The following is a 14,962-nucleotide window of genomic DNA, read 5'->3' as shown; positions in this document are numbered from 1 at the left end:
TGGCGGCCATGCAGCCCACCCCCTCCTCGACACCCCCGACCTGGCTCGACCTCGCGGCCGACGACCCGTTCGGCATCGACAACCTGCCCTACGGCGTCTTCTCGACCGAGGGCACCGCGCCAAGGGTCGGGGTGCGGGTCGGCGACCGGGTCCTCGACCTCGCGCCCTGCGCCGAGGACGCCGGCATGGAGTCGGCCCTGGTGTGGCGGGCGGAGACGCTCAACCCGTTCCTCGCACTCGGGGCGCACGCGTGGCGTTCGGCGCGCGAGTGGGTCACGGAGATCCTCGTCAACGACTCCTACCGCGACGCGGTCGAGCCGCACCTGCTCCCCCTCTCCGACGTCACGATGCACCTGCCGATCGCCGTCGCGGACTACGTCGACTTCTACGCGAGCGAGCACCATGCGAGCAACGTCGGCCGCATCTTCCGGCCCGACTCCGAGCCGCTCACCCCGAACTGGAAGCACCTGCCGATCGGCTACCACGGCCGCTCCGGCACGGTCGTCCTCTCCGGCACCGACATCGTCCGTCCGTGCGGGCAGCGCAAGCCGCCCACAGCGGACGCTCCGACGTTCGGGGCCTCCCAGCGGCTCGACATCGAGGCCGAGCTCGGCTTCGTCGTCGGCGGCTCGACCGACCTCGGCGAGCCGGTCCCGCTCGACCGGGCCGACGAGCACCTCTTCGGCGTCGTGATCCTCAACGACTGGTCCGCACGGGACATCCAGGCCTGGGAGTACGTCCCCCTCGGCCCGTTCCTCGGCAAGTCCTTCGCGACGTCGATCTCACCGTGGGTCGTGACGATGGACGCGCTGCGAGCGGCCAGGGTGCCCCTGCCCGGGCAGGACCCTGCCCCACTGGACTACCTGCGCGGCGCTCCGACCGAGGACGGGGCGAGCACCGCATACGGCCTCGACATCGACTACGAGGTCGAGTGGAACGGCACGGTCGTCTCGCGCCCCGCATACCGCGACATGTACTGGTCGCCGGCCCAGATGCTCACCCACCTGACCGTCAACGGGGCCACCGTCCGGCCGGGCGACCTGTTCGGTTCGGGGACTGTCTCGGGGCCGGCCAAGGAGACCCGCGGCTGCTTCCTCGAGCTCTCGTGGAGCGGTCAGGAGCCGGTCCGGCTCGGCGACGGATCGGAGCGGACCTTCCTCGAGGACGGTGACACCGTCGTCCTGCGTGCGAGCGCCCCGGGGCCGCACGGGACCCGGATCGGGCTCGGCGAGTGCAGCGGAACGGTCCGCCCGGCCCGCACCCCCTAGCGGCTACTGCTGCGCGGCCCGCTCCTGGTGGGGCACCCGCTCCTGGCGGCCCTGGACGACGACCGTGCGGCCGATCTTGTCGTGCAACGTCTGTCGGCGCGGGTCCCAGAGCGCGAACGCGGCGTCGAGAACGCTGAGCGGCATCGCGAAGAGGCTGAGAACGGGGGTGTAGGTGAACAGCCAGAGCACCGGCCGTAGGACCGAGCGGCGCAGCGCGTCCGCGGGGCTGAGGACCCCTGGTCGCTCGACGAGGCGGACGCTGATGCCCGCGACGGTCTTGCCGGGCGTCGCACTCGTGCGGCTGAGGAAGAGCGTCTGGTAGAGCACTCCGATCACCATCTGGAGCACCGCGAAGGCCCCGATCCAGACCAGGTCGAACTCGATCTGGTTCGCGAGCGCCGTGGCGTCGGTGGTGCCGGCCTGCAGCGCGTCGGACACCACCTGGGGATAGTTGCCGAGGCCGCGCCACAGCATCCAGCCACCGAGGACCAGGCCGATGGTCCAGGTGATGAGCGAGTCCAGCAGCCACGCCGCGAACCGCACGACCAGGCTCGCGAGCGGCGCGCCGTCCTCCGTGGCAGGGCCCGGGCGGGCGTGCTGCGGGTACCCGTAGGTTCCGGGCTGCGCCGGCGGGTATGCGGTGGGCGGCTGGGCGGGAGCGTACGGGTTCTGCTGCGGGACGGGGGACGCGGTCCCCGGCGCGACCGCGCCGCGCGCCGCCGGCGCCGTCTCGGGTTCGGTCACGACCGGTTCGGGACGGCTCCACGTCGTCTGCCGCGGCGTCGTGTGCTTCGTCCAGAGGATCCCGTCGAAGTAGCGCAGCTGCTCGGGCTCGTCCGGGTCGTCGAACCAGCCCGCTCGGTCCGGGCGCGCAGGCGTCGCGGGGCGGTCCTCACTCATACCCCAAGCCTCTCACGCTGCGGGGCGCGGCCCCGCACCGCTCGAAGGACGCCGGTCAGAGGTTGCCGCGCTTGTCCTGCTCGCGCTCGATCGACTCGAAGAGCGCCTTGAAGTTGCCCTTGCCGAAGCCGAGCGAGCCGTGCCGCTCGATGATCTCGAAGAAGACCGTGGGCCGGTCGCCGAGCGGCTTGGTGAAGATCTGCAGCAGGTAGCCGTCCTCGTCGCGGTCGACGAGGATGCGCCGCTTCTTCAGCTCCTCGATCGGCACGCGCACCTCGCCGATGCGGGCCCGCAGCTCCGGGTCGTCGTAGTAGGCGTCCGGGGTGTCGAGGAACTCGACGCCCTCCGTGCGGAGCTCGTCGACGGTGCGGAGGATGTCGTTCGTCGCGAGCGCGAGGTGCTGGGCGCCCGGGCCGCCGTAGAACTCGAGGTACTCGTCGATCTGGCTCTTGCGCTGGGCCACGGCGGGCTCGTTGAGCGGGAACTTGACCCGGTGGTTGCCGTTGGCGACGACCTTGCTCATCAGCGCGGAGTAGTCGGTGGCGATGTCGTCGCCGATGAACTCGGCCATGTTGACGAAGCCCATGACCCGGTTGTAGAACACGACCCACTCGTCCATCTTTCCGAGCTCGACGTTGCCGACGACGTGGTCGAGCGCCTGGAACAGACGCTTGGGGGCGCCGTCGCGCTTGACGTAGGTCGAGGTCGCGGCGACGTATCCGGGGAGGTAGGGCCCGGCGTAGCGGACCCCGTCGACCTCGCGCTGGACCAGGCTGTGGCGGGTCTCGCCATAGGTCGCGATGGCTGCCATGCGGACGGCGCCGTGCTCGTCGGTCACCGTCTGCGCCTCCTGCACGACCGTCGCGCCGGCCCGGCGGGCCTGCTCGATGCACGCGTCGACGTCGGGCACCTCGAGCGCGATGTCGACGACGCCGTCACCGTGGGCCGCGTGGTGCGTGACGAGCGGGCTGTCGGGGGTCACCGCACCCTTGACGACGAACATGATCGAGCCGGACTTCAGCACGAAGGCCTTGTGGTCGCGCACGCCGTGCTCGGGACCGGTGTAGGCGATGAGCTCCATACCCCAGACGCTCTGGTAGTAGTGCGCCGCCTGGGTGGCGTTGCCGACGACGAAGACGACGGCGTCCCAGCCGGTGACCGGGAACGGGTCGCGGCTCTCGTCGTGCTCGACGAGGCCGACGAGCTGGGCCAGCTCCTCGGCGGTCAGGCCGGCCTCCTGCTCGGTCGCGGTGAGGTGGCGGGCCACCTCCGCGGCGTTCTGGCGGGCGGTGCGGGTCGTGGGCGTCGTCGCAGTCATAGTCCTCCACTGTGCCCAGCAGGTGCGGGGCTGAGCAAGAGCGGCGACTGCGGCTGGTCAGATTGTCCATTCTGTATGCGCTGGTCACCGCTATGCTGCACACGGTGACCACCGCATACCGAATCGACGACCTGGACCGGCGACTGCTCCTCCTGCTCTCGGAGCACCCGCACATCGGGGTGCTCGGCGCCTCCCGCCGTCTCGGGGTGGCCCGCGGAACCGTTCAGGCGCGCCTGGACCGGCTCACCCGATCGGGCGTCATCCGCTCGTTCGCGCCGACCGTCGACCCGGCCGGCCTGGGATACCCGGTGACAGCGTTCTGCACCGTCGAGATCCGGCAGGGTCAGGGGCACGGGCCGGTCGTCGAGCACCTCACCGCCATCCCCGAGGTGCTCGAGGCCCACACGGTCACCGGTTCCGGCGACCTCGTGCTGAGGATCGTCGCGCGGGACAACGCGGACCTGCAGCGCGTCCTCGACGCCATCCTCGACGACCGGCACGTCACCCGGGCCAACACCCTCATCGCCCTCGCCGAGCGCATCCCGTACCGCACCGCGCCCCTCGTCGCCGCGACCGCGGAACACGACTGAGCCGGCTCGCTCGCGCGCGTCTCGGGGGCGTTGTGGACGAGGAACGGGCGTCGTCGCTCGGACCTGCCACAGTTGTCGCCTCGCGGAGCGAGGACGACGAACGGGAACGAGGAGGACGAGGGCGATGCACGGCACGGGCGGGGAACAGGGCACGAGGGCACGGTGCGACCGACTGGTCGGGCTGGTGGATACGGCCTGGCAGCGGGGATGGCGTCCGGCCGATCTGCACGGCTATGTCGCCAGGCACTGGGACGCCCTCACGGCCAAGGTGCTCGGGGACGCGATGGCGGCCAACCTGGCCCGGTATGCCCCAGCGACGGTCACCGCGGGATGGCACGACCACCTGGAGCAGATCTCCGCCTCGGTGTGGTGGTCGCCGGAGACCGACCATCTGCGCGCCCGTGCAGCACGGACCTCGGGCGGGGCGGCGGCGATCGACGCGGCGACGGGGATCTTGGAGGTCGCCCTCGGGCGGCTTCCCGAGATCGAACGACTCGACCCGCTGCCAGGGCAGGCGGTCCCGGGCAGGTCCCCGGTCGACGCCGACGAGCGGCTCCTGACCCGGGTGCGGATGATGCTCGCCAAGGCGGAGTCGACACCGTACGAGGCCGAGGCCGAGGCGTTCACCGCAGCCGCGCACTCGCTCATGGCGCGACACAGCATCGACCGGGCCCTCCTCGACGCGAGTGCCGACGCGCGTCGGTCCGGCGGTCCGAGGGCCACCCGCATCCCCATCGCCGCTCCCTACGCCAAGGACAAGTTCGGCCTGCTCTCGGCCGTCGCCCGGGCGAACCGGTGCCGCGCCGTCTGGCACGAGCACTTCGGCTTCGGCACCGTCATCGGCCACGAGTCCGAGCTGCGGGCGGTCGAGCTGCTCTTCGCGTCACTGCTCGTCCAGGCGAGCACCGCCATGCTCACGCACAGATCGACCGGGTCCGCCGGAGACGCCCGGGTCTTCCGCCGCTCCTTCCTCTCCGGCTTCGCCGTTCGCATCGCCGAGCGACTCGCCGACGCCACAGCGGAGCAGACCCGGGCCGCGGCCGCCGATGCGGACCGGCTGTCGCCCTCGCCGGCCCGCTCCGCCGGCGCGGGGACCGATATCGTCCGGGTGCTGGCCGACCGGGAGCGCGAGGTCGACGACGCGGTCGGCGAGCGCTTCCCCCACCTGTCGACGATGCGGTCGCGGGCTCGGCTGGACGTCGATGGCTGGATCTCGGGTCGCGCCGCAGGTGACCGCGCGAGTCTCGGCGCTCACCCGGGCCTCGACAGCGCCTGAGGGCTCACCGGCCGCAGATACGGTCAGTAGCCGCACCTAGGACCATGCGGCGCGGAAGTTGCTGCGGCAGATGACCGGAGGTCGGCGCTGCGGCGAGAAGTCCGGCCGCTGCCCGTAGGTCCGTCCGATCAGCGGCGGCCGACGAACCAGCGCCGGATCGTGTCGATCCGGTGCTGCACCTGCTCCGAGCTCGCCGAGGGCACCTCGGGTCCACCGCTGGCCCGGCGCAGGTCGAGGTGGATCGTGGCGTGGGTCGACCCGGTCTTGCGCGCATAGGCGGCGACCAGGCTGTTGAGCTCCTTGCGCTGGGCCCGCAGCGCGCGGTGCGCCGCGACCGGTGCGTCAGCCGGGGGCGTGGCCGCAGGACGCCCCTTGGACTGCTTGCTCTGCCGCTCGGTGAGCAGCGCCTCCACCTGGTCCGGCTCGAGCAGTCCCGGCAGCCCGAGGTAGTCCTGCTCCTCCTCCGAACCGACGGCGGCGTGCAGCCCGAACTGGCGCGCGTCGAAGAGGACGTGGTCGAAGTGGGCGTCGGACTCGAGCGCCTCGAACCGTTGCTCGAGCGCGTCGCTCACCCGCTCGCTGCGCGCGGCCTCGTCGAGGAGGGACTCCTCCTGCGCCCACATCGACGCGACGTCGTCGGCGTCCTGTGGGCGGTCCAGCGCATGGTCTCGCTCGGCTTCCATCGCCCCCGCGTGGGCGAGGATCACCGGCACGCTCGGCAGGAAGACCGACGCCGTCTCCCCCCGCCGGCGGGCCCGGACGAACCGGCCGACCGCCTGGGCGAAGAACAGCGGGGTCGACGTCGACGTCGCATACACGCCGACACAGAGCCGGGGCACGTCCACGCCCTCGGAGACCATGCGCACGGCGACCATCCAGCGGGCGGTTCCCTGCGCATACTGCTCGATCCGCTCGGAGGCGCCGGCATCGTCCGAGAGCACCACCGTCGGCGGCTCACCCGTGATCCGCTTGAGGATCGACGCGTACGCCCGGGCCTGGGTCTGGTTCGAGGCGATGACGAGCCCACCGGCGTCGGGAACGTGCCGGCGGACCTCGCTCAGCCGGGTGTCGGCCGCCGCGAGGACGGCCGGGACCCACTCACCCTTCGGGTCCAGCGCGGTCCGCCAGGCCTGCGCGGTCTGGTCCTTGGTCATCGGCTCGCCGAGGCGGGCGGCAACCTCGTCGCCGGCCTTGGTCCGCCACCGCATCGACCCGCCGTAGGCGAGGAACAGCACCGGCCGGACCACCCCGTCGGCGAGCGCCGCGGCGTAGCCGTAGGTGTAGTCCGACGCCGAGCGGAGGATGCCCTCAGCGTCCATCTCGTAGCGGACGAACGGGATCGGGCTGGTGTCCGAGCGGAACGGCGTGCCGGTGAGCGCGAGTCGGCGCACGGCCGGCTCGAACGCGGAGCGGATCGCATCGCCCCAGGACTTGGTGTCCCCGCCGTGGTGGATCTCGTCGAGGATGACCAGCGTCCGGGAGCGCTCGGTGCGGTGCCGGTGCAGGTCGGGGCGGCTGGCGACCTGCGCGTAGGTGAGCGCGACGCCGTCGTAGTCGCTCGCCGTGGCGGCGACCGAGTTCGAGAAACGCGGGTCGAGGTGGATGCCCACGCGACCGGCGGCATCGGCCCACTGGGTCTTCAGGTGCTCGGTCGGCGCGACGACGGTGACGGCGTCGACGACGCCGCGGCCCATGAGCTCGGCGGCCACGCGGAGGGCGAAGGTCGTCTTGCCTGCACCCGGCGTCGCGACCGCGAGATAGTCACGGGACTCGGAGCGCAGGTAGCCGTCGAGCGCAGCCGCCTGCCACGCGCGCAGCTTGTCCGCGGTTCCCCACGCGGCCCTCTCGGGAAAGGCGGGAGGGAGGTGGGAGGCGGCCGATGTAGACATGGGAGCGGCCACCGTAACCGATGGCCGCGCGACTCAGAGCATCGACACGCGCCGGCCGGAATCCGGGTCAGTCGCCGCCGTCCTGCGGCGCCCGCAGACCGTCGTAGATCTCCTTGCACACCGGGCAGACGGGGAACCGGTCGGGGTTGCGGCCCGGCACCCAGACCTTGCCGCAGAGGGCGACGACCGGCTCGCCGGTCACGGCACTCTCGACGATCTTCTCCTTGCGCACGTAGTGCGCGAACCGCTCGTGATCGCCCGGCTCCCAGAGGTCCTCGTGCGCGCGGGTCTCCTCACGCTCGAGGACCGAGGTCGAGGTCGCCGGCTCGCTCGTCGGCGCCTGGGGCTGCTCCAGCGGGGTCTGGGATGCCTGCATCACCCAACTGTATGCGGTGGTCGGCTGTGCGTGGCGGGTCCGCTGATGCGGCGCGACCGACCCAGTCGGCGTCAGTTCATCGTGGGGTCGACGGGATAGGTCGAGACGAAGGCGAGCTCGTCGCGCTGACGACGCAGGACGCGTACCCAGAGTCCGTCCGGATCGTCGGTGAAGGCGTCCCTCGCCTCGGCGTCGACGACGTACCAGCTTCCGGTCCTGACCTCACCGTCGAGCTGACCGCCGGTCCAGCCGGCGTAGCCGGCGAAGATCCGCAATCCGGTGACCTCCGAGGCCACGAGGGGCGGCGGGGCATCGAGGTCGAGCACGCCGATGCCGCCGAAGAGCCGGCGGATCGCCATCGGCGCCTCGCCCTCCCCCGGAACGGCGACCAGTCCGAGAGCGGAGTCCGTCTGCACCGGTCCGCCGTGGAAGACCCGCGGTGGCGCGGTCGCGAGCTCCTGCCAACCGGGCAGGACGGCGTCGACGTCGGCCTCGAGGGGGCGGTTGAGGACGACGCCCTGGGCGCCCGCCTCCGAGTGGTCGAGGACGAGGACGACACTGCGCGCGAAGATGCCCTCCTCGATCTGCGGAGTCGCGACGAGCAACCGCCCGGTGAGCCTCTCGTCCGCCATACCTCCATCATGGCAAACGCGGCCGCGGGCCCAGCACGGTCTAGCGGTCGCCGCGCCGGTCCTGTCGGGGCCGGCGCTCGCCGGAGCGTCCGCCCTTGCCGAACCTCGGCCGGCCGCCACCGCCGGGAGTGCGGGCCGGATGGCCGCGGCGGTGTCCCCGATGCTTCGGAGCCAGGATCGCGGCCACCTCCTCGGCGACGGAGACGCCGGGCGGGGTGCTGCCTCCCGCGGCGTCGATGAGCGGGTCACCGGGCCGCACGGACACTGGTGAGATGTCGAGGCCGGCGGAGGCGATCATGCGTTCCATGGTGCGGCGCTGGTGCGGCAGCGCCAGCGTCACGACGGTTCCGAGCTCGCCGGCCCGGGCGGTCCGTCCCGACCGGTGCAGGTAGTCCTTGTGGTCCGCGGGCGGGTCGACCTGAAGCACGAGGGAGACGTCGTCGACATGGATGCCGCGGGCCGCGACGTCGGTCGCGACGAGGACGGGCAGTCGCCCCTCCCGGAAGGCACCGAGCACCCGGTTGCGGACGGACTGGGTCAGCCCGCCGTGGAGAGCGGCGGCGCGGATGCCGCGGTCCTGGAGCTCGCCGGCGACCCGGTCCGCGCCGAGCTTGGTCCGCACGAAGACGATGGTGCGCGTCGTGCGGTTCGCGAGCTCGGCGGTGACCGTCTTCTTGTCCTGGGGACCCACGAGGAAGACGAAGTGGCTCATCGTCTCGACCGAGGCACCCACGTCGTCGACGCCGTGCTCGACGGGGTCGGTGAGGTAGCGGTCGACGACCTGGTCGACACCGTTGTCGAGGGTGGCGCTGAACAGCAGGCGCTGACCGTCGTTCGGAATCTCGTCGAGGATGGTCGAGACATCGACCATGAAGCCCATGTCGGCCATGTGGTCGGCCTCGTCGAGGACCGTGACCTCCACGTCACCGAAGTCGACCGCCTCCCGTTCGCGGAGGTCCTTGAGCCGGCCCGGGGTGGCGATGAGGACGTCGACGCCGCGGTCGAGTGCGGAGATCTGGCCGGTGTAGGACAACCCGCCGGCGACGAGCCGACATCGCAGCCCGCTCGCGACGGCCAGAGGCTCGAGGGCGTCGTTGACCTGCATCGCAAGCTCGCGGGTGGGCACCAGGACGATGGCTCGAGGGCGCCTGGGCTTGGACTTGCTGCCCATCAGGCGGGTGAGCAGCGGTAGCCCGAACCCGAGGGTCTTGCCCGACCCGGTCTGGGCGCGCCCGAGGACGTCCCGACCTGCAAGAGCGTCGGGAATCGTCGTCGCCTGGATCGCGAAGGGCTCGGTGATCCCGTCCCGGGCCAGCCGCTCGACGAGCACCATGGGCAGACCCATGGCGGCGAACCCGTTGTCGTCCGTGACCTTCGCCGGCCCGCTGGCTCGCGCTCCGGAGTACCGCACATAGGTATCGGCCTCCGCGCGCTCGGCCTCGGCCTCCTCCCAGGTAGGCGGCGCGTCCTCGCGGCCGCGGGTGTCCGGGCGCCGGTCATCCCTTCCGCGATAGTCACGCCGGTCGTCCCGGCCGCCCCGGTCGTCACGGCGGTCATCACGCCGGCGGTAGTCACCGCGGTCATCGCGACGGTAGCCGCCCCGGTCGTCACGGCGGTCATCACGCCGGCGGTAGTCACCGCGGTCATCGCGACGGTAGCCGCCCCGGTCGTCACGGCGGTCATCACGCCGGCGGTAGTCATCCCGGTCATCGCGACGCCGGTACTCAGTGCGGTCATCCCGGGACCGGTAGTCACGCCTGTCGTCCCGCTGGCGGTAGTCACCACGGTCGTCCCGAGACCGGTACTCCCTCCGGTCGCCACCCCTGTCGTCCCGGCTGCGGTAGTCGCTGCGCTCGCCGCGGGGACGCTCGTCGCGGGCGCGGTACGGCCGGTCCTCCCGCTTCTGGTACTCGCGCGGCTCCCTGCGCTCGTCCCGGGTCGACGCCGCAGCGGTCGACCCGCCCTTGCGGTGCGGCTTCTTGGGGCCGCCGGCGGCCTTGAGCTTCTTGGCGGCCGCCTTCTGGGCCGGGGTCCAGCGTGCCTTCTTCGGGGCGCCGGCGGTATCGGTCTTCTTGCCGGCGCTCTTCTTCGGCGGGCGAGCCATGGGTGGTCCAATCACATCAACATCGGGGGTAGGTGCATCCGCGCGTCAGTCGCATCGCACGGGAACTCACGCGGGCCGAATGATGAGGCGGACCAATCAGTCTACCGCCGCCGGAGCCCTCCGGATCACGCTGTGACGACTGAGCATCACCGCTCCGATGGCGAGACCGATGAACACACCGACGACGTCGGCGACGACGTCCCACGGGTCACCCGTGCGACCGGGGATCCACAGGTGCTGGACGACCTCGCTCACCGGTGCGTGCACGGCCAGGATCACACCGACGAGCCACGGCCGCAGGCCCGCGAGCACCCCGAGAACGGCGGGCAGTGCAAACACCAGGGCGTGGACGACCTTGTCCGCGTGCGGCACAGGCAGAGCGGCTGAGCCGCTCGGCACATAGAGGTACAGAACCCAGAGCTGGGCGAGCACTGCGGCGATGAACCCGCCCCGTAGGAACACGAGCGGACGGCGCGGCAAGAGGCTGCCGTCGGTCCGTTCCCCACCGCTCCCCCGTGCGGCATAGTTCGTATCCATGACGAACATCCTGCCCTCATGCGTCGACGTCACGGGCACCGGCAGCGCCGGTGCCGTCCCGGACATGGTCAACCTGGAGCTTCGCGTCACCCGCGAGGGAGAGAGCGTCTCGGCCACCCTGCGCGAGGTCGACGCGGTCGTCTCCGCCGTCCGCGCAGTTCTCGCGGACTCGGGAGTCGCAGAACGCGACGTCACCACCACGTCGAGCGGCATCCACCACAGGTACGACGACCGGGGCCAGGTGACGAGCCGGCTCACCGGCTTCCACACCCTGCGGGTCGGGATCCGCGACCTCGACCGGGTCAGCGTCATCCTCGACCGTGCCGTCGAGGCAGCCGGTGACGCTCTGCTCATCGACGGCATCGCCCTGGCCATCGCGGACCCGACGCCGCTGCTCGCGACTGCGCGCGAGCGCGCCTTCGAGGACGCCCGGGCCAGAGCGGAGGAGTATGCGCGGTTCGCCGGCCGCACGCTCGCTGAGGTGGTCTGGATCGGCGACCACGTCAGTGGACCAGAGCCCCGGCCGTTCGCTGCGCGCGCCGATGCGATGGCGACCAGCCTGTCCGTCGCGCCGGGCGAGAGCACGGTCACGGCCCAGGTCAGCGTGCGCTGGGCCTGGCACGGACCCGAGGTCGCCACCCCGTGAGCTGGATCGACGCCGTCGGCTGGGCCGGCTCGGCACTGCTCATCTTCTCGCTGCTCCAGGCGAGGGTGCTGCGGCTGCGGATCCTCAACCTCGTCGCCTGCCTCGTCCTCGTCTTCTTCAACGCGGTCATCGAGGTCTGGCCGATGGTGGCGATGAACATCGTGCTGGCCGGGATCAACATCTTCTTCATCACGAAGCTGCTGCGGGAGCGCCACGACGAGGACGCCTACGCGGTCGTCGAGGTCGACGAGGGCGACGCCTACCTCGAGCATTTCGTCCGGACCCATGAGGGTGAGATCGGACACTTCTTCCCGCACTTCTTCGGCGAGGTCGCCTCGGCCGAGGGCCGGATCGGGGCCCGCGAGGACCGGTTCACGTACCTCGTACTGCAGGGCGACGAGACCGTCGGGGTCGTCGTGGTCCGCGACGCCGGCGACGGGGTCGCGCAGATCGAACTCGATTACGTGACACCGAAATACCGGGACTTCACGCCGGGTGAGTTCGTCTACCGGAGGTCCGGTCTGTTCACGGATCGGGGCTTCACCAGCGTGCGCACCCCTCCCGACATGGTCGCGCCCTACTACGAGCGACTGGGCTTCGCGCGCGAGGGGACCTCCTGGCGCTTGGAGGTCCACTGACTACTACTATGTGTAGTACCAAAGTCCTGCAGCACCCCTGAGGAGGGCTGGCGATGAGCCGCTACGTCTACGACTTCACCGAAGGCAGCATGGAGGACAAGGACCTCCTCGGCGGCAAGGGCGCCAACCTCGCCGAGATGACGAACCTCGGCATCCCCGTCCCACCCGGCTTCACGATCACCACCGAGGCCTGCCGCGCCTACCTCGCCGACGGAGCGGTTCCGGAGAGCCTCGAGGCCGAGATCGACGACCATGTGGCCGCCCTCGAGAAGGCGATGGGTCGCAGTCTCGGCGACGCCGTCGACCCGCTCCTCGTCTCGGTCCGGTCGGGTGCGAAGTTCTCGATGCCGGGGATGATGGAGACCGTCCTCAACATCGGCCTCAACGACGACTCGGTCGAAGGTCTGGCGTTTCAGACGGGCAACCCGAGGTTCGCGTGGGACAGCTACCGGCGCCTGGTGCAGATGTTCGGCAAGACCGTGCTCGCACTGGACGGCGAGCACTTCGAAGGCGCGATGGACCGGATCAAGGAGGCCAGGGGGGTCACGGCCGACGTCGATCTCGACGCCGGGGACCTGCGCGAGCTCACCCGGCGTTTCCAGGCGATCATCGAGGCCGACTCCGGTGCCCCGTTCCCCCAGGACCCCCGCGAGCAGCTCCGCGAGGCGGTCGTCGCCGTCTTCCGCTCGTGGAACGCCGACCGGGCCGTCCTCTACCGCCGCCGCGAGCGCATACCGACGGACCTCGGGACCGCGGTCAACGTCCAGGCGATGGCCTTCGGCAACCGCGGCTCGACGTCGGGCTCGGGTGTCGCCTTCACGCGCGACCCGGCGACCGGCCAGCAGGGCGTCTACGGCGACTACCTGCCCAACGCCCAGGGTGAGGACGTCGTCGCAGGGATCCGCAACACCCTCTCCCTGCACGAGCTCGAGGAGCTCGACAAGACGTCCTACGACGAGCTGCTCGCCATCATGGACCGCCTCGAGAAGCACTACCGCGACATGTGCGACATCGAGTTCACGATCGAGGACGGCCGGCTCTGGATGCTCCAGACCCGCGTCGGCAAGCGCACGGCGGCGGCCGCGTTCCGCATCGCCGTCGACCTGCTCGACGACGGGACGATCAGCGAGGAGGAGGCACTGCAGCGGGTCACCGGCGACCAGCTTGCCCAGCTCATGTTCCCGCACTTCGAGACCACGGGCGAGCGCGCCCTGCTCGCCACCGGGATGAGCGCGTCACCGGGAGCAGCGGTCGGTCGCGCCGTCTTCGACTCCGAGACCGCCGTGCGGCGCGCCGAGGCGGGCGAGGCGGTCATCCTCATCCGTCGCGAGACAAACCCCGACGACCTGCACGGCATGGTCGCGGCCACCGGCATCCTCACGAGCCGCGGCGGCAAGACCTCCCACGCTGCCGTCGTCGCCCGCGGGATGGGCCGCACCTGTGTGTGCGGCGCCGAGGCGCTCGACGTCGACACCAAGACCAGGTGCTTCACGACCCCCAACGGCACGAAGATCTTCGAGGGCGACGTCATCTCGATCGACGGAAGCACCGGCGAGATCTTCGCCGGGGAGGTGCCGGTCACGGCCTCACCCGTCGTGCAGTACTTCGAGGGCGAGATCGAGCCGGACGAGGACCACCCCCTCGTCTCGGCCGTGCACCGCATCATGACGATCGCCGACGCCCGCCGCCGGATGCGGGTGCGGGCCAACGCCGACACCGCAGAGGACGCTGCGCGTGCTCGGCGGTTCGGAGCCGAGGGCATCGGGCTGTGCCGGACCGAGCACATGTTCCTCGGTGAGCGTCGCGAGCACGTCGAGCACCTCATCCTCGCCGAGACCGACGAGGCCCGGCATGCGGTCTTCGAGGAGCTGCTCCCCCTGCAGCGCGCGGACTTCGTCGAGCTCTTCCGGGCGATGGAGGGTCTGCCCGTGACGATCCGGCTCCTCGACCCGCCGTTGCACGAGTTCCTGCCCGACCTCACCGACCTCTCGGTCAAGGTCGCGCTGGCCAAGGCCACCGGCCACGAGATCGACAAGGACACCCAGCTCCTCGTCGCCGTCCAGCAGCACCACGAGCAGAACCCCATGCTCGGACTGCGCGGCGTCCGCCTCGGCATCGCCATCCCCGGCCTGTTCGAGATGCAGGCCCAGGCGATCCTGGAGGCCGCCGCCATCATCACCGAGCAGGGCGGGTCGGCCCATCCCGAGATCATGGTCCCGCTCGTCGGCGCCGTGGAGGAGCTCCGCAACATCAAGGAGGAGATCGCCGAGGCGGCCCACGAGGCACGACTCAAGCACTCGGTCCACCTCGACCACCTCGTCGGCACCATGATCGAGCTGCCCCGCGCGGCCCTGACCGCGGGCGAGATCGCCCAGGCCGCGGACTTCTTCTCCTTCGGCACCAACGACCTCACCCAGACGACGTGGGGGTTCTCCCGCGACGACGTCGAGTCGAGCTTCTTCTCGCAGTACCTCGACGCCGGCATCCTCGGGGTCTCGCCGTTCGAGACCATCGACCGCGACGGTGTCGGCCGGCTCGTGCGGATCGGCACCGACGAGGGCCGGCGCACCAAGCCGAACCTCAAGGTCGGCGTGTGCGGGGAGCACGGAGGCGACCCCGAGTCGGTGCACTTCTTCGAGGAGCGGGGCCTGGACTACGTGTCCTGCTCGCCGTTCCGGGTGCCCGTCGCCCGCCTAGAGGCCGCCCGCGCGAGGTTGGAGCGGGAGGACGCGACCGCCTGAGCTGCCGGCATCGGGCGTCACCCGGCACCGCCACGAACCTCATCCGC

13 protein-coding genes are annotated in these 14,962 nt (G+C 71.2%); 6 read left to right on the top strand and 7 right to left on the bottom strand.

From position 1 onward, the window contains the following. Positions 1 to 8: 8 nt before the first annotated feature. Entirely contained in the window at positions 9 to 1,268 is a 1,260-nt protein-coding gene (gene fahA, locus GA707_RS14030) for a fumarylacetoacetase (RefSeq protein ID WP_152179079.1), read from the top strand. A 3-nt stretch (positions 1,269 to 1,271) separates the two neighbouring features. Here fahA and GA707_RS14025 read toward each other — a convergent pair whose 3' ends face one another. Beyond that, positions 1,272 to 2,168: an RDD family protein gene (locus GA707_RS14025; RefSeq protein ID WP_152179078.1), complete on the bottom strand. Its 897-nt coding sequence runs from the start codon at positions 2,166 to 2,168 to the stop codon at positions 1,272 to 1,274. A 55-nt stretch (positions 2,169 to 2,223) separates the two neighbouring features. Further along, positions 2,224 to 3,486, bottom strand: a complete 1,263-nt coding sequence (gene hppD, locus GA707_RS14020) for a 4-hydroxyphenylpyruvate dioxygenase (protein ID WP_152179077.1) — start codon at positions 3,484 to 3,486, stop codon at positions 2,224 to 2,226. Positions 3,487 to 3,578: 92 nt separating this feature from the next. On the opposite strand from hppD, the gene GA707_RS14015 reads away from it, so the two are divergent. Then, entirely contained in the window at positions 3,579 to 4,076 is a 498-nt protein-coding gene (locus GA707_RS14015) for an Lrp/AsnC family transcriptional regulator (RefSeq protein WP_152179211.1), read from the top strand. 124 nt (positions 4,077 to 4,200) lie between these two features. After that, positions 4,201 to 5,352, top strand: coding sequence for a DUF2786 domain-containing protein (locus GA707_RS14010; protein ID WP_152179076.1), 1,152 nt, complete (start codon positions 4,201 to 4,203; stop codon positions 5,350 to 5,352). A gap of 128 nt (positions 5,353 to 5,480) precedes the next feature. Here the strand turns inward: GA707_RS14010 and GA707_RS14005 are convergent, their stop codons facing one another. From GA707_RS14005 to GA707_RS13985, 5 genes are all read right to left on the bottom strand, one after another. Then, a complete protein-coding gene (locus GA707_RS14005; protein WP_152179075.1) occupies positions 5,481 to 7,241 on the bottom strand; it encodes a DEAD/DEAH box helicase in 1,761 nt (586 codons plus the stop codon). A 67-nt stretch (positions 7,242 to 7,308) separates the two neighbouring features. After that, complete coding sequence (locus GA707_RS14000; protein WP_152179074.1) at positions 7,309 to 7,617, bottom strand: DUF3039 domain-containing protein; 309 nt, start codon at positions 7,615 to 7,617, stop codon at positions 7,309 to 7,311. A 71-nt stretch (positions 7,618 to 7,688) separates the two neighbouring features. Next, positions 7,689 to 8,249: a YqgE/AlgH family protein gene (locus GA707_RS13995; protein ID WP_152179073.1), complete on the bottom strand. Its 561-nt coding sequence runs from the start codon at positions 8,247 to 8,249 to the stop codon at positions 7,689 to 7,691. A gap of 40 nt (positions 8,250 to 8,289) precedes the next feature. Then, entirely contained in the window at positions 8,290 to 10,353 is a 2,064-nt protein-coding gene (locus GA707_RS13990; RefSeq protein WP_152179072.1) for a DEAD/DEAH box helicase, read from the bottom strand. A 96-nt stretch (positions 10,354 to 10,449) separates the two neighbouring features. Next, positions 10,450 to 10,890, bottom strand: a complete 441-nt coding sequence (locus tag GA707_RS13985; RefSeq protein WP_226963806.1) for a VanZ family protein — start codon at positions 10,888 to 10,890, stop codon at positions 10,450 to 10,452. On the opposite strand from GA707_RS13985, the gene GA707_RS13980 reads away from it, so the two are divergent. From GA707_RS13980 to ppdK, 3 genes are read left to right on the top strand one after another with little or no spacing between them, the layout of a single operon-like run. Then, the gene (locus GA707_RS13980; protein WP_152179071.1) at positions 10,889 to 11,536 is read left to right on the top strand and encodes an SIMPL domain-containing protein; all 648 of its coding nucleotides are present in this window, start codon (positions 10,889 to 10,891) and stop codon (positions 11,534 to 11,536) included. The genes GA707_RS13985 and GA707_RS13980 overlap by 2 nt on opposite strands. Beyond that, a complete protein-coding gene (locus GA707_RS13975) occupies positions 11,533 to 12,174 on the top strand; it encodes a hypothetical protein (RefSeq protein ID WP_152179070.1) in 642 nt (213 codons plus the stop codon). Before GA707_RS13980 ends, GA707_RS13975 begins: the two co-directional genes overlap by 4 nt. Positions 12,175 to 12,227: 53 nt before the next feature. Then, positions 12,228 to 14,915, top strand: coding sequence for a pyruvate, phosphate dikinase (gene ppdK, locus GA707_RS13970; protein WP_152179069.1), 2,688 nt, complete (start codon positions 12,228 to 12,230; stop codon positions 14,913 to 14,915). Positions 14,916 to 14,962 lie beyond the last annotated feature (47 nt).

The organism is Nostocoides sp. F2B08, from assembly GCF_009184895.1.
In the GTDB taxonomy this organism is placed as follows: domain Bacteria; phylum Actinomycetota; class Actinomycetes; order Actinomycetales; family Dermatophilaceae; genus F2B08.
This window is presented reverse-complemented; position numbering and strand designations above follow the sequence as displayed.

Excerpts from the sequence above, each read along its gene's own strand:
- hppD (WP_152179077.1), bottom strand. The coding sequence starts at position 3,486 with ATGACTGCGACGACGCCCACGACCCGCACCGCCCGCCAGAACGCCGCG.
- GA707_RS14025 (WP_152179078.1), bottom strand. The coding sequence starts at position 2,168 with ATGAGTGAGGACCGCCCCGCGACGCCTGCGCGCCCGGACCGAGCGGGC.
- fahA (WP_152179079.1), top strand. The coding sequence starts at position 9 with ATGCAGCCCACCCCCTCCTCGACACCCCCGACCTGGCTCGACCTCGCG.
- GA707_RS14015 (WP_152179211.1), top strand. The coding sequence starts at position 3,579 with ATGCTGCACACGGTGACCACCGCATACCGAATCGACGACCTGGACCGG.
- GA707_RS13995 (WP_152179073.1), bottom strand. The coding sequence starts at position 8,249 with ATGGCGGACGAGAGGCTCACCGGGCGGTTGCTCGTCGCGACTCCGCAG.
- GA707_RS14005 (WP_152179075.1), bottom strand. The coding sequence starts at position 7,241 with ATGTCTACATCGGCCGCCTCCCACCTCCCTCCCGCCTTTCCCGAGAGG.
- GA707_RS13990 (WP_152179072.1), bottom strand. The coding sequence starts at position 10,353 with ATGGCTCGCCCGCCGAAGAAGAGCGCCGGCAAGAAGACCGATACCGCC.
- ppdK (WP_152179069.1), top strand. The coding sequence starts at position 12,228 with ATGAGCCGCTACGTCTACGACTTCACCGAAGGCAGCATGGAGGACAAG.
- GA707_RS13980 (WP_152179071.1), top strand. The coding sequence starts at position 10,889 with ATGACGAACATCCTGCCCTCATGCGTCGACGTCACGGGCACCGGCAGC.
- GA707_RS13985 (WP_226963806.1), bottom strand. The coding sequence starts at position 10,890 with ATGGATACGAACTATGCCGCACGGGGGAGCGGTGGGGAACGGACCGAC.
- GA707_RS14000 (WP_152179074.1), bottom strand. The coding sequence starts at position 7,617 with ATGCAGGCATCCCAGACCCCGCTGGAGCAGCCCCAGGCGCCGACGAGC.
- GA707_RS14010 (WP_152179076.1), top strand. The coding sequence starts at position 4,201 with ATGCACGGCACGGGCGGGGAACAGGGCACGAGGGCACGGTGCGACCGA.